This is a genomic window from Amycolatopsis sp. NPDC102389, assembly GCF_044765885.1.
Taxonomy (GTDB): Bacteria; Actinomycetota; Actinomycetes; order Mycobacteriales; family Pseudonocardiaceae; genus Amycolatopsis.
Genome location: NZ_JBIWKX010000041.1, coordinates 54,229 through 76,319, shown reverse-complemented (window position 1 = coordinate 76,319; position 22,091 = coordinate 54,229). Strand labels below are relative to the sequence as shown.

Annotated in this window: 25 protein-coding genes; 12 read left to right on the top strand and 13 right to left on the bottom strand. The window is 68.6% G+C overall.

The window, feature by feature from the left end; translation table 11 throughout:
* Nucleotides 1-414 precede the first annotated feature (414 nt).
* The 3 genes from ACIRGA_RS29095 to ACIRGA_RS29085 form a co-directional block, all read right to left on the bottom strand.
* Nucleotides 415-744, bottom strand: coding sequence for a DUF3140 domain-containing protein (locus tag ACIRGA_RS29095; protein ID WP_400946720.1), 330 nt, complete (start codon nucleotides 742-744; stop codon nucleotides 415-417).
* Nucleotides 745-772: 28 nt separating this feature from the next.
* The gene (locus ACIRGA_RS29090) at nucleotides 773-1,237 is read right to left on the bottom strand and encodes a hypothetical protein (protein WP_400946718.1); all 465 of its coding nucleotides are present in this window, start codon (nucleotides 1,235-1,237) and stop codon (nucleotides 773-775) included.
* A 96-nt stretch (nucleotides 1,238-1,333) separates the two neighbouring features.
* Nucleotides 1,334-1,795 (bottom strand): SRPBCC family protein, encoded by a 462-nt coding sequence (locus tag ACIRGA_RS29085; RefSeq protein ID WP_400946716.1) that lies wholly within the window; start codon nucleotides 1,793-1,795, stop codon nucleotides 1,334-1,336.
* A 136-nt stretch (nucleotides 1,796-1,931) separates the two neighbouring features.
* Between ACIRGA_RS29085 and ACIRGA_RS29080 the strand changes: the two genes are divergently transcribed.
* From ACIRGA_RS29080 to ACIRGA_RS29055, 6 genes are read left to right on the top strand one after another with little or no spacing between them, the layout of a single operon-like run.
* Nucleotides 1,932-2,345, top strand: a complete 414-nt coding sequence (locus ACIRGA_RS29080; RefSeq protein ID WP_400946714.1) for a phage holin family protein — start codon at nucleotides 1,932-1,934, stop codon at nucleotides 2,343-2,345.
* On the top strand, nucleotides 2,342-2,647 hold the full coding sequence (locus ACIRGA_RS29075; protein WP_400946712.1) for a DUF3618 domain-containing protein: 306 nt from the start codon (nucleotides 2,342-2,344) through the stop codon (nucleotides 2,645-2,647). Before ACIRGA_RS29080 ends, ACIRGA_RS29075 begins: the two co-directional genes overlap by 4 nt.
* Nucleotides 2,644-2,910 (top strand): DUF4235 domain-containing protein, encoded by a 267-nt coding sequence (locus tag ACIRGA_RS29070; RefSeq protein WP_400946710.1) that lies wholly within the window; start codon nucleotides 2,644-2,646, stop codon nucleotides 2,908-2,910. The genes ACIRGA_RS29075 and ACIRGA_RS29070 overlap by 4 nt, the downstream gene beginning before the upstream one ends.
* Before the next feature lie 2 nt (nucleotides 2,911-2,912).
* On the top strand, nucleotides 2,913-4,208 hold the full coding sequence (locus ACIRGA_RS29065; protein WP_400946708.1) for an NAD(P)/FAD-dependent oxidoreductase: 1,296 nt from the start codon (nucleotides 2,913-2,915) through the stop codon (nucleotides 4,206-4,208).
* A 13-nt stretch (nucleotides 4,209-4,221) separates the two neighbouring features.
* The gene (locus ACIRGA_RS29060; protein ID WP_400946706.1) at nucleotides 4,222-4,725 is read left to right on the top strand and encodes a hypothetical protein; all 504 of its coding nucleotides are present in this window, start codon (nucleotides 4,222-4,224) and stop codon (nucleotides 4,723-4,725) included.
* Between the two features lie 29 nt (nucleotides 4,726-4,754).
* The gene (locus ACIRGA_RS29055) at nucleotides 4,755-6,545 is read left to right on the top strand and encodes a thiamine pyrophosphate-requiring protein (protein ID WP_400946703.1); all 1,791 of its coding nucleotides are present in this window, start codon (nucleotides 4,755-4,757) and stop codon (nucleotides 6,543-6,545) included.
* Between the two features lie 6 nt (nucleotides 6,546-6,551).
* Here the strand turns inward: ACIRGA_RS29055 and ACIRGA_RS29050 are convergent, their stop codons facing one another.
* From ACIRGA_RS29050 to ACIRGA_RS29040, 3 genes are all read right to left on the bottom strand, one after another.
* Nucleotides 6,552-7,313 (bottom strand): glucose 1-dehydrogenase, encoded by a 762-nt coding sequence (locus ACIRGA_RS29050; protein ID WP_400946700.1) that lies wholly within the window; start codon nucleotides 7,311-7,313, stop codon nucleotides 6,552-6,554.
* Nucleotides 7,314-7,345: 32 nt separating this feature from the next.
* A complete protein-coding gene (locus ACIRGA_RS29045) occupies nucleotides 7,346-7,945 on the bottom strand; it encodes a TetR/AcrR family transcriptional regulator (RefSeq protein WP_400946698.1) in 600 nt (199 codons plus the stop codon).
* Between the two features lie 118 nt (nucleotides 7,946-8,063).
* On the bottom strand, nucleotides 8,064-8,432 hold the full coding sequence (locus ACIRGA_RS29040) for a winged helix-turn-helix transcriptional regulator (protein WP_400946695.1): 369 nt from the start codon (nucleotides 8,430-8,432) through the stop codon (nucleotides 8,064-8,066).
* Nucleotides 8,433-8,510: 78 nt separating this feature from the next.
* Here ACIRGA_RS29040 and ACIRGA_RS29035 point away from each other — a divergent pair, with 78 nt between their 5' ends.
* Entirely contained in the window at nucleotides 8,511-9,035 is a 525-nt protein-coding gene (locus tag ACIRGA_RS29035) for a GNAT family N-acetyltransferase (protein ID WP_400946693.1), read from the top strand.
* Here ACIRGA_RS29035 and ACIRGA_RS29030 read toward each other — a convergent pair.
* Nucleotides 9,032-10,108 (bottom strand): TetR/AcrR family transcriptional regulator, encoded by a 1,077-nt coding sequence (locus ACIRGA_RS29030; RefSeq protein ID WP_400946691.1) that lies wholly within the window; start codon nucleotides 10,106-10,108, stop codon nucleotides 9,032-9,034. The genes ACIRGA_RS29035 and ACIRGA_RS29030 overlap by 4 nt on opposite strands.
* A gap of 106 nt (nucleotides 10,109-10,214) precedes the next feature.
* On the opposite strand from ACIRGA_RS29030, the gene ACIRGA_RS29025 reads away from it, so the two are divergent.
* Nucleotides 10,215-11,405: a cytochrome P450 gene (locus ACIRGA_RS29025; protein WP_400946689.1), complete on the top strand. Its 1,191-nt coding sequence runs from the start codon at nucleotides 10,215-10,217 to the stop codon at nucleotides 11,403-11,405.
* Between the two features lie 26 nt (nucleotides 11,406-11,431).
* Nucleotides 11,432-12,289 (top strand): LLM class F420-dependent oxidoreductase, encoded by an 858-nt coding sequence (locus ACIRGA_RS29020; protein WP_400946686.1) that lies wholly within the window; start codon nucleotides 11,432-11,434, stop codon nucleotides 12,287-12,289.
* Here the strand turns inward: ACIRGA_RS29020 and ACIRGA_RS29015 are convergent.
* Nucleotides 12,264-13,667 (bottom strand): serine/threonine-protein kinase, encoded by a 1,404-nt coding sequence (locus tag ACIRGA_RS29015; protein WP_400946683.1) that lies wholly within the window; start codon nucleotides 13,665-13,667, stop codon nucleotides 12,264-12,266. The genes ACIRGA_RS29020 and ACIRGA_RS29015 overlap by 26 nt on opposite strands.
* 47 nt (nucleotides 13,668-13,714) lie before the next feature.
* On the opposite strand from ACIRGA_RS29015, the gene ACIRGA_RS29010 reads away from it, so the two are divergent.
* Together ACIRGA_RS29010 and ACIRGA_RS29005 are read left to right on the top strand one after the other, a co-directional pair.
* On the top strand, nucleotides 13,715-13,933 hold the full coding sequence (locus tag ACIRGA_RS29010; RefSeq protein ID WP_400946681.1) for a hypothetical protein: 219 nt from the start codon (nucleotides 13,715-13,717) through the stop codon (nucleotides 13,931-13,933).
* 347 nt (nucleotides 13,934-14,280) lie between these two features.
* Complete coding sequence (locus ACIRGA_RS29005; RefSeq protein ID WP_400946721.1) at nucleotides 14,281-15,843, top strand: amidase; 1,563 nt, start codon at nucleotides 14,281-14,283, stop codon at nucleotides 15,841-15,843.
* Between the two features lie 229 nt (nucleotides 15,844-16,072).
* Here the strand turns inward: ACIRGA_RS29005 and ACIRGA_RS29000 are convergent, their stop codons facing one another.
* From ACIRGA_RS29000 to aztB, 5 genes are all read right to left on the bottom strand, one after another.
* The gene (locus ACIRGA_RS29000) at nucleotides 16,073-16,612 is read right to left on the bottom strand and encodes a TetR/AcrR family transcriptional regulator (RefSeq protein WP_400946679.1); all 540 of its coding nucleotides are present in this window, start codon (nucleotides 16,610-16,612) and stop codon (nucleotides 16,073-16,075) included.
* A gap of 461 nt (nucleotides 16,613-17,073) precedes the next feature.
* A complete protein-coding gene (aztD, locus tag ACIRGA_RS28995; protein ID WP_400946676.1) occupies nucleotides 17,074-18,246 on the bottom strand; it encodes a zinc metallochaperone AztD in 1,173 nt (390 codons plus the stop codon).
* Between the two features lie 26 nt (nucleotides 18,247-18,272).
* Entirely contained in the window at nucleotides 18,273-19,172 is a 900-nt protein-coding gene (gene aztC, locus ACIRGA_RS28990) for a zinc ABC transporter substrate-binding protein AztC (protein ID WP_400946674.1), read from the bottom strand.
* Entirely contained in the window at nucleotides 19,169-20,356 is a 1,188-nt protein-coding gene (locus tag ACIRGA_RS28985; RefSeq protein ID WP_400946671.1) for a hypothetical protein, read from the bottom strand. The genes aztC and ACIRGA_RS28985 overlap by 4 nt, the downstream gene beginning before the upstream one ends.
* Nucleotides 20,353-21,195, bottom strand: a complete 843-nt coding sequence (gene aztB, locus ACIRGA_RS28980; protein ID WP_400946669.1) for a zinc ABC transporter permease AztB — start codon at nucleotides 21,193-21,195, stop codon at nucleotides 20,353-20,355. Before aztB ends, ACIRGA_RS28985 begins: the two co-directional genes overlap by 4 nt.
* A 47-nt stretch (nucleotides 21,196-21,242) precedes the next feature.
* Between aztB and aztA the strand changes: the two genes are divergently transcribed.
* Nucleotides 21,243-21,956 carry a zinc ABC transporter ATP-binding protein AztA gene (aztA, locus tag ACIRGA_RS28975; RefSeq protein WP_400946667.1) on the top strand — a complete coding sequence of 238 codons (714 nt, stop codon included), beginning with the start codon at nucleotides 21,243-21,245 and terminating at the stop codon, nucleotides 21,954-21,956.
* The last annotated feature ends 135 nt before the right edge of the window (nucleotides 21,957-22,091 follow it).

Genomic DNA, 22,091 nt, shown 5'->3' with positions numbered 1-22,091 from the left:
AACCGAGCAGTACGCTACCAACCACTCAACACCAAACTGTCCGACAAGTCCTGAAACACATCTGTCCGTGAGGTCCTGAAACAGCACAGAGGGTTCTAACCCTCATTGCCACTCACGACCCCGGCCAGAATCGTACATATAGACATGAACCGGACACCGCACAGTCGGAACCTGTCCCTTGTGGACACTCGGCGGCGCTTAGACGCTCGCCAAACCGCGCATAGCACCCGAAACGGGCACCATGGTCTCGCAAAGTGTCCCTTATGGACAGTCAAGAGCGAGCTGAGTCTCTTGGGCAGCCCGCTCGACCACGACACATTTGCCTCATCCCTTGACGACAAATGGCGCCGTGAAGAACGTGAAGGCCCCCTTCACCGCGTTAGACGCGGTGAAAGGGGCCTTCACGGACCGGGATCACGCGGGTTTCAGCGGATCGTGCCCCATCGACATCAGCTTGTGCCGCCAGTGCGCCTCACCCGCGACCGGTTCGAGGTCGTCACGCCGCTGGTCCTCGACCCGCCGGACGACCGAGCGCATCACCCGCTCGTCCTCGGCGGTGAGGTCGGTCCGGCGTTTGCCGAGGATGCCCAGCACATGCCGCCCGGTGGGCGTACCCGCCTGGTCCGGCAGCGCTTCGTCCTCGTCGTCGGCCGACCGCGTGCGCAGCCAGTCGGCCAGCTCCCGCGAGGTCATGTTGACCACGCGATGGAATTCTTCCCACAGTTCGTCATCGATCTCGTGCACGGCGAAACCTCCTGCCAGCACTCGATTTCTACGGCGTCGTGTACGGCGCCTGGTGTTCGATGGACGGGCTCGCGGCCGGGTAGCGGCCTTCCTGCCCGGGCACCGGCGTCACCGTCGTGCCCTGCTGTTCGGGCTCGACGCGCTGCCTCGGACGGTTGATGACCGCTTCGGCCTCCTGCTCACCCCGGATCCGCGAAAGCACGCTGAGCGTGATCGCGTGGGCGATGGCCAGAACCAGCAGCAGCACACCCAGCCTGCCCACCACACCGGGAAGATCGCTGCCCCCGATGTCGACGGTCGACAGCAGCGCCAAGACGCCCAGCGTCGCGAGATGGAACAGCACCGTGACGAGCCACGTCATGGAAGCGCCCGCGGCCGGATCGCCGTGGGAACCCTGCAGGTAGCGCTTACCGCTCTGGTAGATGATCAGACCGTCGAGCATGACCAGTGCCACCCCGATGACGAGGAAGGTCACATATGCGTTGGTAGTCATGCCGGAACGCTCCCTTCGTAATGGACCTCACCCCATGAGATACCCGGGACCTCCCCCAGGAAAACGCCGTCTTCCAGGGGAGGTCCCGGGTGGTGGTCAGCTGCCGGGGCGGTCCACGTCGCCGCGCCACGCGCCGGACTCGCGGCCGCGGCTCTCGATGAACTCCTTGAACCGCTTCATGTCGCCCTTCACCCGGCGGTCGAGGACGCCGAGTTTGTCGGCGACGTTCTCGGCGAAGCCTTCCGGGTCGATCTCCATCTGCGCCGTGACCCGGGTCTTGTTGTCTCCCAGGCGATGGAAGGTGATGACGCCGGCGTGGTCGGGACCGGAGTCCGACGTCCACGCCACCCGCTCGTCGGGATGTTGTTCGGTGATCGTCGCGTCGAATTCCCGGCTCACCCCACCGAATTTGGTCACCCAGTGGGTATGGGTCGCGTCGACCTGACGGATCTCCTCGACCCCTTCCATGAACTGCGGGAAGCTTTCGAATTGAGTCCACTGGTTGTACGCGGTCTTCACCGGGACTTCGACGTCCACCATTTCGGTGATCGTGCTCATGCATCCTCCTGTCGGTTGGGTGCTTTTCGAGCCGGCACTCCCCGGCTACCCGGCGCCCAGCAGGGCGAAACACGCTGTGATTGGCCGGCCGGAACGCCGGGTACCCGGCGGGCACGACACTCCGAGGAGGTGCTCCATGATCGAAGAGACCCACCGTAAGCCGGCCGGCGAAAAGTCGGTCGGTGAACTGGTTTCCGACCTCGGCGACGAGGTCAAACACCTGGTCCGTGACGAGATGCGGCTGGCCGTGTTCGAGTTGCGGGGCAAAGGGAAGAAAATGGGCTTCGGCGCCGGATTGTTCGGTGCCGCGGGCGTTTTCGCGCTTTTCGGCCTGGCGACCCTGATCGCCGCCGTGGTGCTGGCCCTCGCCTTGGTCATGCCCGCGTGGCTGGCGGCCGTGGTGACGGGTGCGGCGCTGCTGCTGATCGGCGGGATTTCCGCCGTCGTCGGCAAGAAGGAGGTCGAGAGCGCGACCCCGCCGGTGCCGGAAGAAGCCGTCGAAGGTGTCCGTGAGGACGTCGACACCGTCAAGCAAGGAGTGCGCTCATGAGCGATTTCCCCAAGAACGCCGAAGAAGCCCGCGCCGATCGTGACGTGACTCGAGAGGAGCTCACCGAGACCCTCGACGCGCTGGGCAAGAAAATGGACGTCAAGACGAGGGTCAACGACAACCTCGACACCAAGGTCGACGAGGCGAGCGCCAAGATCTCCGAAAAGGTCTCCGAGCCCGCGGCGGAGAAGTTCCGTCAGGGCACCGAAGTCGTCCGTGCGAATCCCCTGCCGATCTTCGCCGGCGTGCTCGCGTTGCTCGTCACCATCCGGCTGATCCTGCGAAAGAGGTCTTCGTCGTGAACAAGATTCTCTACAAACCGCTCAACATGGTCGTGAGCGCCGCGGGCGGGGTGCTCGCCGGGATCGCGTTCAAGCAGATCTGGAAACGCGTGAGCGGCGAGGAAGACGCGCCGAACGCCACCGACCGGGACTTCACCTGGACCCAGGTGATCGTCGCGGCGGCCGCGCAGGGCGCGATCTTCGGCGCGGTGAAGGCGGCCACGGAACGAGCGGGCGCGGTCGGCTACCGCAAGGCGACCGGCGACTGGCCCACGGAGGACTGACGATGCGCGTGGTGATCATCGGAGGCGGCTTCGCCGGGTACAACGCGGCGAAGACCCTGCTCAAATCGGTCGGCGACGACACCGAGATCGTGGTGCTGAACCCGACCGACTACTTCCTCTATCTTCCCCTGCTGCCCGAAGTCGCCGCCGGGATCCTCGAACCGCGGCGGATTTCGGTGTCCATCCCCGGCACGCTGCGCGGTGTGCGCCTCGTGCTCGGCACCGCGACCTCGGTCGACTTCGACGGCCACACCGTGACCTACACCGACCCCGAGGACCGCGAGCACCACCTGGGCTACGACCGCCTGGTGCTCGCCGCGGGCAGCGTCAACAAGCTGCTGCCGATCCCCGGCGTGCCGGAATACGCCCACGGCTTCCGTGGCCTGCCCGAAGCCCTGTACCTGCGCGACCACGTCACCCGGCAGATCGAGCTCGCCGCCTCCGCGACGGATCCGGCCGAACGCGACGCGCGCTGTACGTTCGTCGTGGTCGGCGCCGGTTACACCGGCACGGAGGTCGCCGCGCAGGGACCGGCGTTCACCGCCGCGCTCGCCGCCCGGCATCCCGAGCTGAAGGACCAGAAGATCCGGTGGCTGCTGCTGGACGTGGCCGAGCGGGTCCTGCCGGAACTCGACCGGCGGCTCGGCGCGACGGCGGACCAGGTGCTGCGCGAACGCGGCGTCGAGGTGCTGATGAAGACGTCGATCGACGACGCCGGCGAAAAGGGCGTCACGCTGACCTCCGGTGAATCCGTGCCGACCCACACCCTGGTGTGGTGCGTCGGCGTCCGGCCGGATCCGCTGATCGAAGACCTGGGGCTGAAGACGGCCAAGGGCAGGCTCGTCGTGACGGCGCAGCTGAACGTCCCCGGACGGCGCGACGTCTACGCGTGCGGGGACGCGGCGGCCGTCCCGGATCTGACCAGGCCGGGCGAGTACACGCCGATGACGGCCCAGCACGCCGAACGGCAGGGCAAACTCGCCGGGCGCAACGTGGCGGCGTCCCTCGGGCACGGGTCGCACGGCACCTACCGGCACCACGACCTCGGCTTCGTCGTCGACCTCGGCGCCCACGAGGCCGCGGCGAATCCCTTGCACATCCCGCTTTCCGGGTTCGCCGCCAAGGCGGTCACCCGCGGCTACCACCTGCTGGCCATGCCGGGCAACCGGCTGCGCACCGCCACCGATTGGGCGCTGGAAGCGGTGACGAAGCGGCAGACTGTCCAATTAGGACTCGTACGCTCGGGTTCGGTGCCGCTGGACACGGATTCCCCCGAACTCCCCCGCACGAACTGCTAGAGGAGAGACGCCCATGACCGCCGAACCCGATCCCATCCGCGCCGAAGGCCCCTCGGTCGTCACCGACGGCGGCAACGAAGGGGCGAAACTGCTGGTCCTCGACCCGGCCGGCGAGGGAAATCACGGCGAACTCCCCGCGACCTGGCGGCCGCTCGCGGCCCAGCGCCAGATCATCTGGTGCAGGCTGCCGGTGGACGGCGCCCTCAGCCAGGCCGAAGACGTCCTCGGCGACGCGGAACCCGGTGGCCCGCCGATCGACCTGGTGGCCGCAGGCGACTCGGCCGCGGATGCGCTGCGGCTGGCCGAACGCCATCCCGGCGCCGCGTCGCATGTCCTGCTGATCGACCCGGTTCCGGACGAGTCCTCCGAACTGGCCGAACGGGTGCGCTCCGCCGGGACCGCGGTGGACGTGCTCCCCCACAGTGTCGGCGAGCCGTATAACCGGGTGCCGCCGCCGCTGCCGCTCGGACATCCGGACGTCGTCGCGGGGATCACCAAGGTCCTCGAGGACGTTTAGCCGCCGGAGGGCGGCGGTATCCGGCGACCATGAGCGAAACCGTTGCGGACCATGTTCTGACCAGGCTGCGCGAATGGGACGTGGAGCAGGTCTTCGCCTATCCCGGCGACGGGATCAACGGGCTGGTGAGCGCGTTCGGCGCGGCGGAGAACAAGCCGCGTTTCGTGCAGACGCGTCATGAGGAGATGGCGGCGTTCGCGGCCGTCGGGTACGCGAAGCTGAGCGGGCGGCCCGGTGTCTGCATGGCGACGTCCGGCCCGGGGGCGATCCACCTGCTCAACGGCCTCTACGACGCCAAACTCGACCATGTGCCGGTGGTGGCGATCGTCGGGCAGACGGCGCGCAGCGCGATGGGCGGCAGTTACCAGCAGGAGGTGGACCTGCAGGCGTTGTTCAAGGACGTCGCGAGCGAATACCTCGTCGAGGTGAACGTCCCCGAGCAGCTGCCGAACGCCCTCGACCGTGCCCTCCGCACGGCCATCGCGCAGCGCGCGCCCACGGCGCTGATCATCCCGGCGGATCTGCAGGAGGAGCCCTACCAGCCGCCGCAGCACGAGTTCAAGCACGTGCCGTCTTCCCCGCCCGATCACCCGCGGGCCAGTGTCGTCCCGCCCTCGGAAGAGGTCACCCGCGCCGCGGAGGTGCTGAACGCGGGTGAAAAGGTCGCGATCCTGGCCGGGCAGGGCGCGCGCAACGCCGTCACCGAGCTGCGCGAGGTCGCCGAGCTCACCGGCGCCGGGGTGGCGAAAGCATTGCTGGGCAAGGACGTCCTGCCCGACGACCTGCCGTACGTCACCGGCTCCATCGGCCTGCTCGGCACCCGGCCGACGTACGAGATGATGCGGGACTGCGACACGTTCCTGATCGTCGGCTCGAACATGCCGTACGCGCAGTTCCTGCCGGAATTCGGCCAGGCCCGCGCGGTCCAGATCGACATCGATCCCCGGTTCCTCGGCCTGCGGTATCCGACCGAGGTCAATCTGCTCGGCGACGCGAAAAGCACCTTGCAGCAGCTGATCCCGTCGCTGGAGCGCAAAACCGACCGCGGCTGGCGGGAGCGGATCGAGAAGAACGTCGGCGAGTGGCAGGAGACGCTGACCCGCCAGGCGATGCTGGACGCGGATCCGGTCAACCCGATGCGGATCGTGCACGAACTTTCCGAACGGATCCCCGAGGACGCCATCGTCACCGCCGACTCCGGTTCGGCGACCAACTGGTACGCCAGGAACCTCCGGATGCGCGGCCGTATGCGGGGCACGCTCTCCGGCACGCTGGCGACGATGGGCTCCGGTGTCCCCTATGCGATCGGCGCGAAGTTCGCCCATCCCGACCGGCCGGTGATCGCGCTGGTCGGTGACGGCGCGATGCAGATGAACGGGATGGCGGAACTGCTGACCATCGCCCGGTACCGCGAACTGTGGGCCGATCAGCGATGCGTCGTCTGCGTCTTCCACAACGGCGATCTGAACCAGGTCACCTGGGAGCTGCGTGCCATGGGCGGCTCGCCGAAGTTCGAACCGTCGCAGACGTTGCCGGAAGTGTCCTATTCGGACTTCGCGCTGGAGATCGGCCTGGGCGGGATCGCCGTCGACGACCCCGCCCAGCTCGGTGAAGCCTGGGACATCGCGCTGTCGGCCGACGTGCCGACCGTGCTCGACGTCCGCTGCGATCCCGAGGTGCCACCGATTCCTCCGCACGCCACCTTCGAGCAGGTGAAGGCCATGACCGAGGCCGTCCTCAAGGGCGAACCCGACGCCTGGCACCTGGTGACGCAAGGGATCAAGACGAAGATGCAGGAACTGCTGCCCTCGCACCGCTGAGAGAGGTCAGGCGCTGGCACCGCCGTCGAGGACGATGTCGTGCCCCACGACGTACGCGGACTCGTCCGAAGCCAGCCAGAGGACCGCCGCGGCGATCTCCTCGACCGCGCCGATCCGGCCGAGCGGGATGACCGCGCCGAGCCTGGCGGCGCGGTCGGCCTCGGACTCGCCGGGCCGGAACGACATGCCGGTATCGGTGGCGCCGGGGCTGACCGCGTTGATCCGGATGCCCTCGGCGATGTGGTCGCGGGCGGCGGTGCGGGTCAGCACGTCCACGGCGGCCTTCGATGCGGCGTAGGCGGCCAATCCCGGCAAGCGGTGGTGCGAGCCGATGTTGGAGGACATGTTGACGATGACTCCCCCGCCGTTCGCCCGCATCTGAGCGATCTCGTGCTTCATCGACAGCCAGGTGCCCTTGAGGTTCGTCCGCACGACGGCGTCGAAGCCCTCTTCGTCCAGATCCGCCGCCGGCGCGGGGCTGCCGAGCACACCGGCGTTGTTGAAGGCGATGTCGAGTTTGCCGTGCCGTCGCACGGTCTCGGCGACGAGACGCTCGACTTCGGGGCCGGCACTCACATCCGCGATCACCGCGTCGGCCGTTCCGCCGTCCGCCTCGATCTCCTTCACGGTCTGACGCAGTTTCTCGCCGTCCCGCCCGGAAACGACGACCTGCGCGCCTTCGCGCGCGAACGCCGCCGCCGTGGCGCGGCCGATCCCGGAACCTCCTCCGGTGACCAGGACGACCTTGCCGCTGAATCGCTTCCCCACAGTTTTGTCCACTTTCTGGTCCGATCGTTCCATTATGAGCGCTTGCGAGCGCCTTCGAGTACCGCGATGGCCCGCCGCGCCGTCGCCTTGGCTCGCGCCGCGGGATCCGGCCCCTTGCTCAGCACCCGCATCCCCTGCAGGACTGTGAGCAGGAAGCCGGCCAGCTCCTCCGGGTCGGCGTCGTCGTCGAGTTCACCCTGCGCCTTCGCCCGGCTCAACGCCATCCGCACGGCCAGCTCGAGCGCGTCCCAGCTGCGCTCGACCACCCGCGCCACCTCGGGATCCCTCGGCATCATCTCCATGGCGGCGTTGACCACGAAACAGCCTTTGCGCCCCGATTCGCCCAGTATTTCGGCGAGATAGCGGTCGATGAGGCGCCGCACTCCCGCGAGAGCGGGCCCCGGTCCGGCGAAGTCCTCGACGAACCGCTCGTTGCCCCGGGCGATGTAGCGATTCAAAGCCGTCAGGTACAACTCGTGCTTGGTGCCGAAGGTCGCGTAGAGACTCGCCTTGCCGATGCCGAGCTCGGCGACCAGGTCACTGACCGAGGTGGCCTCGTACCCCTGCCGCCAGAACAGTTCCAGCGCGGCCTCGCAGGCCGCGTCGACGTCGAATTCCTTCACCCGGGACACACCAGGAGCTTAACCGCATCTGGACCGATCGGTCAAGAAAAGGCCAGGATCTCGCCGTGTCGTCTCTCCAGTCACGCGTGTCGTCCGTTTCGAGCCTGTCCCGGCCTCGAGAACAGGCTCAGGAAGCGGAGTCGTAGGCCGACCGGGCCTCTTCCACCTTCGGCAGGTTCTCCGTCGACCAGTCCGCGAGGGTCGCGAAGAGCGGCGCCAGGCTCCGGCCGAGGTCGCTGATCTCGTACTCGACCCGGGGCGGCACCTCGGCGTGATAGGTCCGGGTGAGCAGACCGTCGCGTTCCAGTTGCCGCAGCCGTTGCGTCAGCACCTTCGGCGTGATGGAGCCGATGCGGCGCTCGAGTTCGACGAACCGCTGCCTGCCGAACTCGTTGAGCGCCCACAGGATCGGCGTGGTCCAGCGGCTGAAGACGAGGTCGACCACCGGGGCGATCGGGCAGGCCTGGTCGGGAGTGGTCGAGGCGTCGGCGCGCATGAAACCAAGGTACGCGGGTTGCCGAGTTGTCATGATCCGGACACCCCATGGCCCCACCTGTGCGCGTAACGTTCTGTTATGGACTTGACCACCGAAAGGCTTGTCGTCCGTGATTGGTCCGAGGACGACGCCGAAGCCGCGCTGGCGATCTACGGCACCACCGACGTGACCCGTTGGCTCACCCCGGCGATGGACCGGGTGACCGACGCGGCGGCCATGCGTTCGGTTCTGCAGGCCTGGCAACAGGCGCAGCCGAATCTCGTGCCGCCGCGCGGAAGATGGGCGGTGCAGCGCAAAGAGGACGGCGTGGTCGTCGGCGGGCTGGGCATCCATTTGCTGCCACCGTACGAAGAAGACCTGGAGATCAGCTGGCAGCTGCATCCGGACGCCTGGGGCGAGGGCTACGCCTCCGAGGCAGCCCGCGCGCTGATGGGCTGGGCGTTCACCCAGGACGCGGACGAACTCTTCGCCGTCGCCCGGCCGAACAACACGCGTGCCATCGCGACCGCGAAACGGCTCGGCATGGCCTGGGTCGGGGAAACCGACAAGTACTACGGGCTTCGCCTGCAGGTGTACCGGATCCGGCACACGGACCTGCTCTAGGCACTGTCCACACGGGACGCTTCGCCCGAGACGGCGTGCCCGGCGCCGCGCCCGTCCGCCGTGGCGACGATCCGGCCCCGCTCGACCCGGATCGCGGCCTCGGTCTCGTCGCTGACCGCGAGCACCCCCGCGGCGGCCGCCAGTGTGCCGTTCACGTCGCACACCACACGCACTCCCGGCCAGGACGATTCCGGGAAGGCCTGCCGCAGGCCGCCGCACAGTTCCGCGACGATCAGCCGGGTCAGTGGCACCAGCTCGTCGGGATCACTGGTCACGGCGACGACGGTGACATCGCGGCCCGAAGCCCGGACGGCCTCTTCCGCGGCGGCCAGGCGGTGAGTGCCCAGTACGACGACCACGCCGTCGCCGGGTACGAAGGATTCGGCGCGTACGAGGTCGACGGCCTCGGGCGGTGACCACGGCCGGTCGGCGGCCCGCGCCGTGGGCGCGATCACCGGCGGCGCCCACCAGTCGTTGAACTCCAGCCCCGCCAGTCGTTCGCAGGCGCTCACGACGTCGAAGGGTTCGACGAGCCCCGGCGCGGTGGCCGCCAGCTGGCCGGCGCCGTGCAGGGTGGTCAGCACGGTCTCCGCGAGCCGGACACGACGCGGGATCGGCGATCCCGACGGCCGCTCCGGCGGGTCGAGCCGCTCCAGCGCGAGCCCGAGCAGCAGCCCATTGAGCTTCACCAGCTGGGCGAACGGACGCCGGACGCGCTCGTCCGCGAGCACTTCCGGCATCAGGTCGCGGGCGAGACCCGCCTGGTCGTCGTCCAGGGGAAGCGCCGCCACCCGGGCCCTGGCCAGCGCACCCAGCGCATCCTGGAGCGTCGCGCCGGGCACGGCGTGCGGCGCTCCGGCGGACCGTTCGGCCAGCTCGGCGAGAACGGCGAAGTACAGCGCGCGTTTCCCCGGGAAGTTCGAGTAGACCGCCCCGCGGGTGAGTTCCGCCCGCTCGGCGATCACGTCGATCTTGGCGTCCCGGAAGCCCTGTTCCGCGAACTCGTCGCGCGCGGCGGCCAGCACCTTCGCGCGATTGCGCTCCTGCGTCTCCGCCCTGCTCAGCCGGACCATCGGCCTCCCGTCAGCCAGCACGTTGCCCTCGGACCGGGATCAAGATACCTTGACCATTCAGATGATGAGAACATCTGATTTGAACATTCGAACTGGGAGAGCCACCTTGTCCGACGTTCCCGAGATCCTCCTGACCGACCCCGAGGTTCTGCGCGACCCGTTCACCGCCTACGGACCCGTCCGCGAACGCTCCCCGATCGCCAAGCTCGCCGCGCCGGGATTCTCGAAGTGGGCGGTCCTACGCCACGAAGAGGCGCGGAAGATGCTGAGCGACCCGCGTTTCGCCCTGAGCGCGAACAGCTATCAGCGAATGGACATCCCCGACCACTGCCGCCCGTACATGCGGACGATGCAGGAGGTCGAGGGCCCGGAACACCTCCGGCTCCGGCGGCTGGTCGCCCCCGCGTTCACCCCGCGCAAGGCCGCCGCGCTCCGTCCGGGGATCGAGCGGCTCGTGGACGATCTCCTCGACGAACTCGCCGGCGAAGACCGGATCGACCTGGTCACCGCGTTCGCGCGCCCACTGCCGGTCGACGTGATATGCGCACTGGTCGGCATCCCCGAAGCCGACCGGCCGCGATGGCGTGAATACGGCGCCTTGGTCTCGGCCGGCGACGGGGCGGGGCTCGCGAAAGCGGTGCCGGGGATTGTCGAGGGCGCGCTCGCGGCCATCGCGGACCGGAAGGGCGAACCAGCCGAGGACGTCGTCTCGCAACTGCTCCGGATCCAGGCCGACGACGGCGACAGGCTCAGCGAAACCGAACTGGTCGCCCTGGTCTGGCAACTCGTGCTGGGCGGCCAGGTACCCGGCAACCTCATCGCCAACGCCGTCGAAATCCTGCTCTCCCACCCCGGACAGCTGGCCGACCTTCGCGAGGACCCGTCGCTCATGCGCGGCGCGGTCGAGGAGGTGATGCGCTGGCAGAGCCCGCAGCTGCTGACGATCCCCCGGTTCACGACCACGGACGTCCGCATCGGCGACGTCCTCATCCCCGAAGGAGAACCTGTTACCGTCGCGATCGCCGCGGCGAACCGGGACCCCAGGGCATTCCACGACCCGGACGTCTTCGACATCCGGCGCGCGGCGGGCCCGGCGTGGCATCTGGCGTTCGCCCACGGCCCGCACTTCTGCCTCGGCGCTTCCCTGGCCAGGGTTCAGGTCGAGGTCGCGCTCACCGCCCTGCTGCGCAGATTCCCCGATCTCGCCCTCGCCGACGGCCTCCTGCGGATCCCGGACCCGGGCACCTGGCGGCTGAACTCCCTGCCGGTCACGCTGCATGCCACGGTTGCAAACTGAAACACGTTCTAATAATGTGACCGGCTGTGAGACACGGGATCGTACTGTTCACCAGTGACCGGGGTATCAGCCCGGCGGCGGCCGCGCGGGCGGCGGAAACCGCGGGCTTCGACACCTTTCACGTGCCCGAACACACGCATATCCCGGTCAAACGGGAGGCTCCGCATCCACGCACCGGCGACTCGTCGCTGCCCGACGACCGCTACCTGCGCACGCTGGACCCCTGGGTCGCGCTGGCCACGGCGGCCTCGGTGACCACGCGGATCCGGCTCGCGACGGCGGTGGCCCTCCCGGTCGAGAGCGATCCGATCACGCTGGCGAAGACGATCGCCAGCCTCGACCATCTCTCGGCCGGGCGGGTCACCCTCGGCGTCGGCTTCGGCTGGAACGTCGACGAACTGGCCGATCACGGCGTCCCGGGTGGCAAACGCCGGACGGTGCTGCGCGAATACCTGGAAGCGATGCGCGCGCTCTGGACGCAGGACGAAGCCTCGTACGCGGGCGAGTTCGTCTCGTTCGGCGCCAGCTGGGCGTGGCCGAAACCGGCTCAAGCGCATATCCCGGTGATCGTCGGCGCGGGCGGGACGGAGAAGACGTTCCGCTGGATCGCGAAGTCGGCCGACGGGTGGCTCACCACCCCCGGCGACACGGACATCGCGGACAAAGCGCGACGGCTGTGCGAGATCTGGCACGAAGAGGGCCGCGCCGGTGAGCCGGAGATCTCGGCGCTCGGCGTCCGACCGGATCCGGAGAAGCTGGCCGAACTGGAAGCGGCCGGGGTCACCGAGACGATCTTCGGTCTCCCGGACCGCTCCCCCGAGGAGGTCGAGGCCTGGCTTCAGCGCCTCGCCGGGAAGCTCAGCCTGCCCGCTGCGAGTCGATGAGGTACCGGCCGTCCTGCTGGACCAGGGTGAAGGTCTCCCTGCCCGTCGTGGTCCCGCCCGAAGCCTTGACGTAGGTGAGCGTCGCCGTCACCGTGTTGCCGGATTCGGTCACGTTCGACACGGTCACCGCGCTGAACTGCTTCCAGTAGTTCGAATACCGCTCGAAGCTCTGCTTCCTGTTCTGCTTGAAGTTCTCGGTCAGCGTCGCGAACCCGGCCTGCAGGTTCCCCGGGATGAGCGAGTAGTAGGACGCGAGCGCCTGCCCCGGCGTCTGCGCGGGAGGCGGCGCGGCCGAGGACGACGAGGACGGGGGCGGCGTCGAAGGCGGCACGGAGGACGGCGAAGGCGGTGGCGCCACCGGCTCCGAACTGGTCGGGGTCGCGGACTGCGACTGAGAAGCAGGCGGCGGGGCCTGGCCCGAAGGAGCGTCGTCATCGCGGTTGAGCACCACGACCACGGCCGCCGCGGCGGCGGCCGCGAGCACGAGGAACACCGCGATCACACCGATCAGCATTCCCTTGCGCGACTTCGGCGGCGGCTCCTCGGCGACGAGCGTCGTCGGCTCCCCCGCCGCCAGTGCCCGCAACTCCCGCTCGGTCTCGGCCATCGTCGGCCTGCTGTCCGGACGGACGTCGAGGAGACGGTTCAGCAGCGGCGTCAAGATCCCCGACTTGGTCGGCGGGGTGATCTCGCCGCTCGACGCGCGGTACAGCAACGCGATCGGGTTCTCCGCCGTGCCGTAGGGCGTGCCGCCTTCGAGCGCGGTGTACAGCGTCGCGCCGAGTGAGAACACGTCGGAAGCGGACGTGGCGTCCTCGCCGCGGGCCACCTCGGGCGCCAGGAACGCCGGTGTCCCGGAGATCTCGCCGGTCGCGGTGAGCTGGACGTCGCCCATCGCCCGCGAGATCCCGAAATCGGTGATCTTGACGGTGTCGTCGTCGCCCAGCAGGACGTTGCCGGGCTTGATGTCACGGTGGACGATGCCCGCCCGGTGCGCGGCCGCCAGCGCCGAGCAGAGCTGGATGCCGAGGCGGATGACGTCGTCGACCGCCATCGGCCCCTCGCGCAGCTTCTCCGCGAGGCTGGTCGAGGGCAGGTATTCCATGATGATCCACGGGCGGTCCTGCTCGTCGATCACCCCGAAGACGGTGATGGCGTGCGGATGCACCAGCCGCGCGGCGATCCTGGCCTCGCGCAGCGCGCGGTTCTTGGCCTCGTCGGCCTTCTCCTCCCCTGCGCCGTGCGGCAGAAGGAGTTCCTTGACCGCGACCGTGCGCTCCAGGTTCTCGTCGCGCGCCCGCCACACGGTGCCCATGGAGCCACCGCCGACGGGCTCGATGAGATCGAACCGATCGGCGAGGCGGCGGATCTCCTCCATTATCGACGTCCCCCTGGAGCTGTGGTGTTCGCGCGAACCTTGCCAGCATGCCAGGAACGCGCCGGGACGCAGGACCCGGCAGGGTGGTTCGCGGCGCGGTGTCGGTCACGTCGGCGAAGGGGCCGTTCAGCGGAACCGTCCTCCCCGCCGACGACGTCCCCGTGTGGCCGGGCAGCGCGCTGCCGCCCGGGACCGCCGCCGGACGGCTCCTCGCCGCCCATCACCCGGCGCTCGCCGAATACTCACGACAGAACCGGGCCGGATGATCGGCGAACCCCGAACAATCCCCGACCAACGCGAGCATCGGGCGACCGCCGAAAGCGGGCGGAATATTTCCGACGAAATCCCGTAAATCGCCTCACCGTGCGTCCGCGACCGATGTCACCCAGTACCGAAATCAAGGAAACCCTTCACCCACAGGCTGTTTGCGTGACCGAGCGCCTACCGGGCGAGCCGTTCGCGCGGCGATTAAATCACCGTCTCCCGTTTTCTCCGGCACTTCCGAAACGGAGCAGCGCACGTATTGTCCAGGAATTCTTTCGACCAAGGAGGGCATTCCTTGACAAGACATTCCCTGAAAAGACGAGGCGCGACCTTTGCCGCGTTCCTCGTCATGGTGTCCGTGGCGTCCGCCGCCACGGCCGTCCCGGCGTGGGCCACGGAACGTTCCGGCCGTCCCGTCGTGGCCGGGATCGACCTGGAGGGCGCGACGATCCCCGATCTGCAGCGGGCGATGCGCGCCGGACGGCTGTCCTCGGTCGAGCTGACCGCCTTCTACCTGCACCGGATCCGCAAGCTGAACCCGACGCTGCACGCGGTGCTCACCACGAACCCGGACGCGCTGCGGCTCGCCGCGGACAGCGACGCGCGACGGCTCCGGCACCGGTCGAAGGGCCCGATGGACGGCATCCCGGTGCTGCTCAAGGACAACATCGACACCGCGGACCGGCAGCCGACCACCGCCGGCTCGACCGCGCTGCTGGAGTCGCGTCCCTACCGCGACGCCGGCGTGGTCGAGAACCTGCGCGAGGCCGGGGCGGTCATCCTCGGCAAGGCCAACCTGTCGGAGTGGTCGAGTTACCGCTCCACCAGCTCGTCGAACGGCTGGAGCCCGCTCGCCGGCCAGACCGCCAACCCCTATGTGCTCGACCGCAACCCGTGCGGCTCGTCGTCCGGCCCGGGGGTCGCCGTCGCGGCACACCTGGCGACCGTCGCCGTCGGGACCGAAACGGACGGTTCGATCAGCTGCCCGTCCGGCGCCAACGGCATCGTGGGCGTCAAGCCGAGCCTCGGGCTCGTCAGCCGTAGCGGGATCGTGCCGGTGTCGAAGCAGCAGGACACGGCGGGCCCGATGGCACGCAACGTGGTCGACGCCGCGATCCTGCTCGCGGCCCTGAACGGCGCCGACCGTCGTGACCCGATCACCGTCGACGCCTCGAAGCAATCTCTCGACGATTACACGAAGTTCCTGCGTCCCAACGCTTTGCGCGGGAAGCGGATCGGTGTCTGGCGCGAGGTCTACACCCCGGACGACACCACGAAGGCGGCGTTCGAGCAGGCGCTGAGCAGGCTTCGGAAGCTCGGCGCGACCACGGTCGAGATCACGATCCCTTATCTGGACGTCATCGCGGCCAACGAGTTCCCCGCGATCAGGACCGAATTCAAGCACGACATCAACGCCTACCTCGCCTCCACGGGCGGCAGGCATCCCGCCGATCTGGCGGGGCTGATCCAGTACAACCTGGACCACGCGGCGGTCGAAATGCCGTACTGGACCCACAACCTGTGGGACCGATCGCAGGCCACCGCCGGAGATCTGAACGATCCGGCGTACCGCGCGATGCGGGAAGCCGCGACGAGCGCCGCCCGGCGGGGCCTCGACGAAACGCTGCGCGGCGGGAAACTGGACGCGATCGTCGCGCCGACGAACAACGCCGCGTGGAAGACGCAGCTCGGTGTCGGCGACGGCGCGCTGCTCATCGACTCGTCCGGTCCAGCGGCCGTTTCGGGCTACGCCAACATGACCGTTCCGATGGCGTACGCCGGACCGTTGCCGCTGGGACTGTCGATCATGGGCGGGCGGTTCAGCGAACCGTCGCTGCTGGCCATCGCCTACGCCTTCGAGCAGGACACGAAGGTCCGGAGACTGCCGACCTACATCCCGTCGATCGGCTGAGCCGGCGTCTTTGACGAGGGGATAGGGCAAGTCGCTGAGACCACACCTTCGCTCCTGTGGCCACTCGACATGGCGTGGGCGCGTGAGTTTTACCGCGGGTGAGGGGTGTGTGGATATAGGGACGCTCAATGTCTCTATATCCACACACCCCGCCGTGATCGGGCCGGTCACGCGGGGACTGTGTGGATTTCTGGTCATCCAACGCCCCAAAATCCACACAGTGCGCGGTCTAATGGACCAGGAGCCCGAGGCTGCGCTCGGCCTCGGCGACGGCCGAATCGCGCTCGACGTGACCGTCGATGACGAGCGTGGCGAGCCCGTGGAGCAGGCACCAGAGCGTGACGACGAAGCCGCCCGGATCACTCCGCTCCCCCACCCGATCGGCCAGCACCGCACAGGTCGCCCGGTGTGCCTCCGCCAGTTCCGGATACGCGGCACGGTCACCGATCCCGGCGCCCGCCATCAAGCGGTACAACGCGGGATTCTCCAGCGCGAAGCCGAGGTAGGACCGCCCGACCGCGGTCACCGTCCCGGTGCCGTGACCCCGCAGGCACTCTTGCAACTCGGCATGCCCTTCCAGCGCGACCGCCACCAGCAGCGCGTCCTTGTCACGGAAATGCCGGTACGGCGCCGCGGTGGACGCACCCGCCTTGGCGACAGCGGCGCGCAGGCTCACCCCCTCCGGTCCTCGCTCGACGAGGAGCTCTCGTGCGGCGAGGACGAGCGCACGACGAAGATCCCCGTGGTGATAGGCACGTTTGTTGATCATGGCGGACCCCCCAGCCCTTGATGCCACGCGAACGCCCCACCTTAACGGTCGGCACAGGTGGTCGGGGGGGGGGGGGGGGGGGGGGGGCGCGGCGCCCCCCCCCCCCCCCCCCCCCCCCCCCCCCCCCCCCCACCCCCGCGCGAAGATGCGCAAAGTTCCCAAACCGGACGCTTTCAGCTCGAAAAGTGTCCCATGTGGACACTCGCAGCCCGCTCAGCCCTCGTCGGTCGGCGCGGACCCGGGCCACAAACGGTGCGCTGCACGCCATATTTGGCTTACTCGTCAATCACCCTCAACATCACTCACGACCCCACGCAGAACCGCGCATAGAGGCATCAATCGGACAACAAATCGGTGAGAGGTGTCCCTTGTGGACGCTGAAGCCCCGGTCGACGCCCCCAGTCAGCTCTGCACTCTTTCGACTTTGCCGGAACCCGACTCGGGCACCGGCACTGAGCTGCTCAGCCCCCGAGCACGCCGCTGACCTCGTTCGGCGTCCCCGGAATCGTCCCGGTCGCGGTCTTCGCGCCGGAGGCGAGGTCGACCGAGTGGATCTCCTTCTTACCCGGATCGGTGACGTACGCGGTTCCACCCCGGACGAAGATCGCGGGGCGCGGCTGCTGCCACTCGATCGGCTCCTGCCAGGAACCGAGGACGGCGATCTTCTTCGTCACCGCACCGGTCACCGGGTCGATCACGTGGATCTGACCGTCGGTGCCCAGCACCAGGGCCTCGCCCTGAGGACCGCGGGCCAGCGAGCGGAAGGTGTAGCTGGTCCCGATGTCGACGTGCTTGAGCGTGGCCTTCTCGGTGTCGATCAGCGAAACGCGGGTCGGGCGTTCGAGCTCGGCCGCTTCGTCGACCTTGTAGTCGCCCAAGGTGATCGGCGAGACGTCCGAACCCGCCTGGTTGCCGATGCGCCCGTAGGCGTCCGGGCTGGTCACCTTGGTGATGGCACCGTTCCGGTAGATCAGCGCACCGGTCTGGCAGCCGACCACGATCGCCTCTCCGCGGGCGGCGGCTTCGCCGTGCACACCGGGGCACTGCTCGTTGCGCGCGATCTCCTTCTTGTCCTTGTCCAGCACCACGATCCCGGATCGCTTGTCCTTGTTCCCGACGGTGGTCACCAGTTCGCCGTTCTCGAGTTCGACGGCCACGCCGTGATGCGCTTCAGGCGTCTTGTGCTTCGGCGCGGGGAAGGCGGCCGTGCCGATCGTCTTCGGGTCGAAGACGGTCACTTCGCCGGTCCCGTCGGCGAACAGCACCGTCTTGCCTGCGTGCCGGACGACGTGTCCAGGCTTGGCCGCCTTCACCTCGTTGTCCGTCAGCACGGCGCCGACGGCGTCGAGGACCCGGAACCCGGTGGAGGTCGAGACCATGAGGTGCCGGTCGTTCCCGGCCGGGTTGAGCCGGTTGAAGCCCTCCAGCGGAAGGTTCTTGGCCACCTGCAAGGTCTTCCCGTCGAGCAGGACGATCCCGCCGTCGTAGGTGACGGCCACCGGATTGGCGACGACCGGTGCCGGAGCCGCAGCCTTTCCGGGCTCCGCCGCTGGCTGTTCGGTCGCGCAGGCGGCGAGCGCGAGGGTGCTCACCGTCGTTGCCATCAGCGCGAGATATCGGGTCTTCCGTGCCATTTCACTGTGCCTTTCGTCTGTTCCGATCAGGAACGGGTCAAACCGGTGGTGATCGATTCGGTGTTGGCGCGCATCATTTCCAGGTAAGTGGCCGCGCCCTGGCCTGGTTCGCTGAGCGACTCGGAGAACAACGAGGCCACTTGGACGTGCAGGCCCGCCTGCTCCGCCAGCACTCGCGCGAGCCGGTCCGGCTGCGAGGAATCCGCGAAGATCACGGGCACGCCGGCCGCGCGAACGGTGTCGGCGAGTGCTTTCAGATCCGAGGAACTGGGCGAGGCGAGCGTCGTACCGCCGGGGATGACCGCGCCGACGACCTCGAACCCGAACCGCTGGGCCAGGTAGCCGAACACATGGTGATTCGTGACCAGCTTCCGGCGCTCGCGCGGAATCCCGCCGAACTTCTCGGTCATCATGCCGTCGAGCGCTTCGATCTCGCCGCGATAGCGTTCGGCGTTGGCGCGGACGACCGCTTCGTCGACTCCGCCGACATGGGCGACGACCTCGTCCGCGATCACCTTCACCGCGTCGCGCACCCGTGCCGGATCCGTCCAGAAGTGAGGGTCCGGCTTGTTGTCGGCGTAGCTGATCGGGTTGACGCGCTCCCCGGCAGGCAGCGCCGGCACGCCGTTTTCCTCGGCTGTGCGGACAGTGCGCAGCATGCCCTCTTCGAGCCCGAGTCCGTTGTAGACGATCAGCCCGGCACGCTCGACCTGCGCGGCCTGCTGTGCGGAGATACCGAAGGAGTGTGGGTCGGCGTTCGGCTTCATCAAGACGGTCACTTCGGCCTGATCGCCGACGACGGCGCGGGTGATGTCGCCGAGGATGTTCGTCGTGACGACGACCGACTTGCCACCTCCACCGCTTCCGGAGCACCCCGCCGCCGCAAGCAACGCCACCATCAGCAGCGCGAGCACTCGACGCGTCATCGGCCGGTCTCCACGATATGGCCCGCCTTGCCGCCGACCTTCAGGGTCCGGGCACGCCGGAGGTTGTCGTTGTAGTCGATCTCGTACACCTCAGCGGACAGCGGGTTGTTGACGTAGGCGCGGGTCGAATCGACCTGGATCGAGGCGGCGGTAGCTTCCGGAGCCAGGAGCGGGATCGTCGTCTGTTCCTTTCCGGCGCCGTCGAAGGAGCGCAGCTTCCCGTCCCGGGTGAGGACCAGCAGTGGGCCGCCCTCACCGACGGCGTTCACCGCGGCGACCGGCCCGGTCTCGACGTACTCCCAGCTGCGGCGACCGACGTCCAGCGACCACGCGGCGGACTCTCCCGACCGGGCGGCCAGCGTGGCGCCACCCGGCCGATGGAAGAACGCGGTGGCGCGTTCTTGTGCGGAAACAGCGCGCGGGTACGGGATCTTCACCCCGGCGAACGCACCGTCCTTTTCGGTCACCAGCAGAGCGCCGTCCGCGCAACCGAAGACGACACCACGCCGGGTCACCGCCTGGCCCCGCAGTTCCGGACACGGCTGGTCGATCTCGGCCACGGCCTTACCTTGGCGGTCGTGGACACGCACCCCGCGAGCGAAGGGCTTTCCGGCATCCGCCACCGTGGCGATGATGTGCTCGCCGTAGGGGATCGCGACGCCCGCATGCGGCTCGCGCGTGATCTTCCCCAGTTCGGCGACGGATCCTTTGTCCAGTGCGGCACGGTCGAGCAGCGTCGTCGTTCCGTCCGAATAGGACAGTGCCGTGACGGCGGGATCGCTGTAGGCCGCCGATAGCTGTTTGCCCGGCGCCACACCGACATCACGGACCTTCGCCCGGTAATAATGGACGTGGTCACCGTGGTCGACCATCCAGGAGCCGCTGTCGATCACCCGGATCGTGCCGTCGCCGGCGGTCAGGTAGCCGAAGCGGCCGTCGCCGGTCACGGCCCGTACACCATCGACGCGCCCGACTTCGTGCACCTCCTCGGTGATGAGGTCCACGACCCGCACCGCGCCCGTGTCCGGGTCGGCGACGATCAGCCGCGACTGCGCCTCGGCCGCCTCTTCTGCGCCTTCGACGTAGCCATGCGGAACCTCCGCGGTCACCTCCTTCGGCTGCTCCCCGCCGCACGCCGCCAAGGTCAGCGCCGCGACGACCGCCGTCACTGCTTTCAATTTCATTCGATCTCCGGTGTCAGGGAACGGAATCGCTGTCGTACGAAGGACAGGAACGCGGAAAGGAAGAACAGGAGGACCGCGCCGGCGGCGATGGTCGCGCCCGCCGCCGTGCCCCAATGCCAGGACACGAGCAGGCCGCCGACCGTGGCGGCGATGCCGAGCAACGCCGCGATGAGCATGATCATGGTGATCCGCCGAGACCAGAAGAGCGCCGCCGCGGCGGGGGCGATGAGCAGGCCGAACACCAGGAGCGTCCCCACGACGCGGAACGACGCGACGATCGTCAACGTGACCAGCCCCAGCAGCACCGCGTTCGCGAGACGTGGCCGAAGCCCCAGGGTTTGCGCTTTTCGGACGTCGAAGGTGAGCGCGGTGAACGAGCGATGTCCCGCCAGTGCCACCAGCCCTACGACGAGCAGGGTGATCGCGAGGCCCACCAGGTCGCCGGAACCGACGGCGAGCACGTCACCGAACAGGAATCCGGTGAGATCGACCGCGAACGACCGCGAGTGGGACACGATGATCACGCCGCTCGCGAGCATGCCGACGAACAGCAGCCCGATCGTGGTGTCCTCGGACAGCCGCCGCGAACGCCCCAGCGCCGTCACCCCGAGCGCCATCACCCCGGCACTGATCGCCGCGCCGATCAGCAGGTTCGCGCCGGTCAGCGACGCGATCGCCACCCCGGGCAACATGCCGTGCGACATCGCGTCGCCGATGAACGCCATGCCCCGCAACACCACCCAGGTGCCCACAACGGCGCACACCGCCGAAACGAGCACTCCCGCCACCAGCGCACGCTGCACGAACGACACCTCGAACGGGATCAGCAACCACTCCACGCGTCACACTATAGTGGTAATGATTGTCATTATCTGAAAGAGGTGGGATGACCCAGGACACAACGGCGCTCACGATCGACCGTGCGCACGCCCACTACGGCTCCCGCGAGGTGCTACGCGGGATCACCGCCCGGCTCCCGTCCGGGCGGCTGACGGCCATCGCCGGCGCGAACGGCGCGGGCAAGTCGTCGCTGCTCAACCTCGTCGCGGGTGTGCTCCCGCCGACCACCGGTTCGGTGACTCACCGGGATCCGGGGCGCGTCGCCTACGTGACCCAGCTGAGCGAGGTGTCACGATCGCTGCCGATCACCGTGCGCGCCACCGTCACGATGGGCCGCTGGGCGCACCGGGGTCACTGGCGACGACTGTCCAAATCGGACCGGAAGATCGTCGGGGAATGCCTGGAGTTGCTGGAGATCACGTCGATCGCGGACCGGCTGATCGGCACGCTGTCCGGCGGACAGCGGCAGCGGGCGCTGGTCGCGCAGGGACTCGCCCAGCGAGCCGGACTGCTGCTGCTCGACGAGCCGTCGGCCGGACTCGACCTGCATGCCCGCCACTTGATCGACGTGGCACTGCGAGCCGCGCTCGCCGAGGGTACGACGGTCCTTCGCGTCACCCACGACCTCGAGGTGGCGGGCCGGGCCGATCACTGCCTGCTGCTCCAGGACGGCCTGCTCGTCGGCGACGGCGCGCCCGCTTCGGTGCTGACCCCGGAACGCGTGGCGGCCGCTTGGGGACTTCCCACGAGGATTCAGTGAGGAGAAGGTCGTGCGTCTCGTGTTCGTGGGTCGGGTTGGTGGTGGGTTTGGGTGTTGGGTTGGTAAAAAAAAAACACAACAACCCACAACAAAGCCCCCAACCCACACCCACCCGCAGACCACCACCCCCACCCC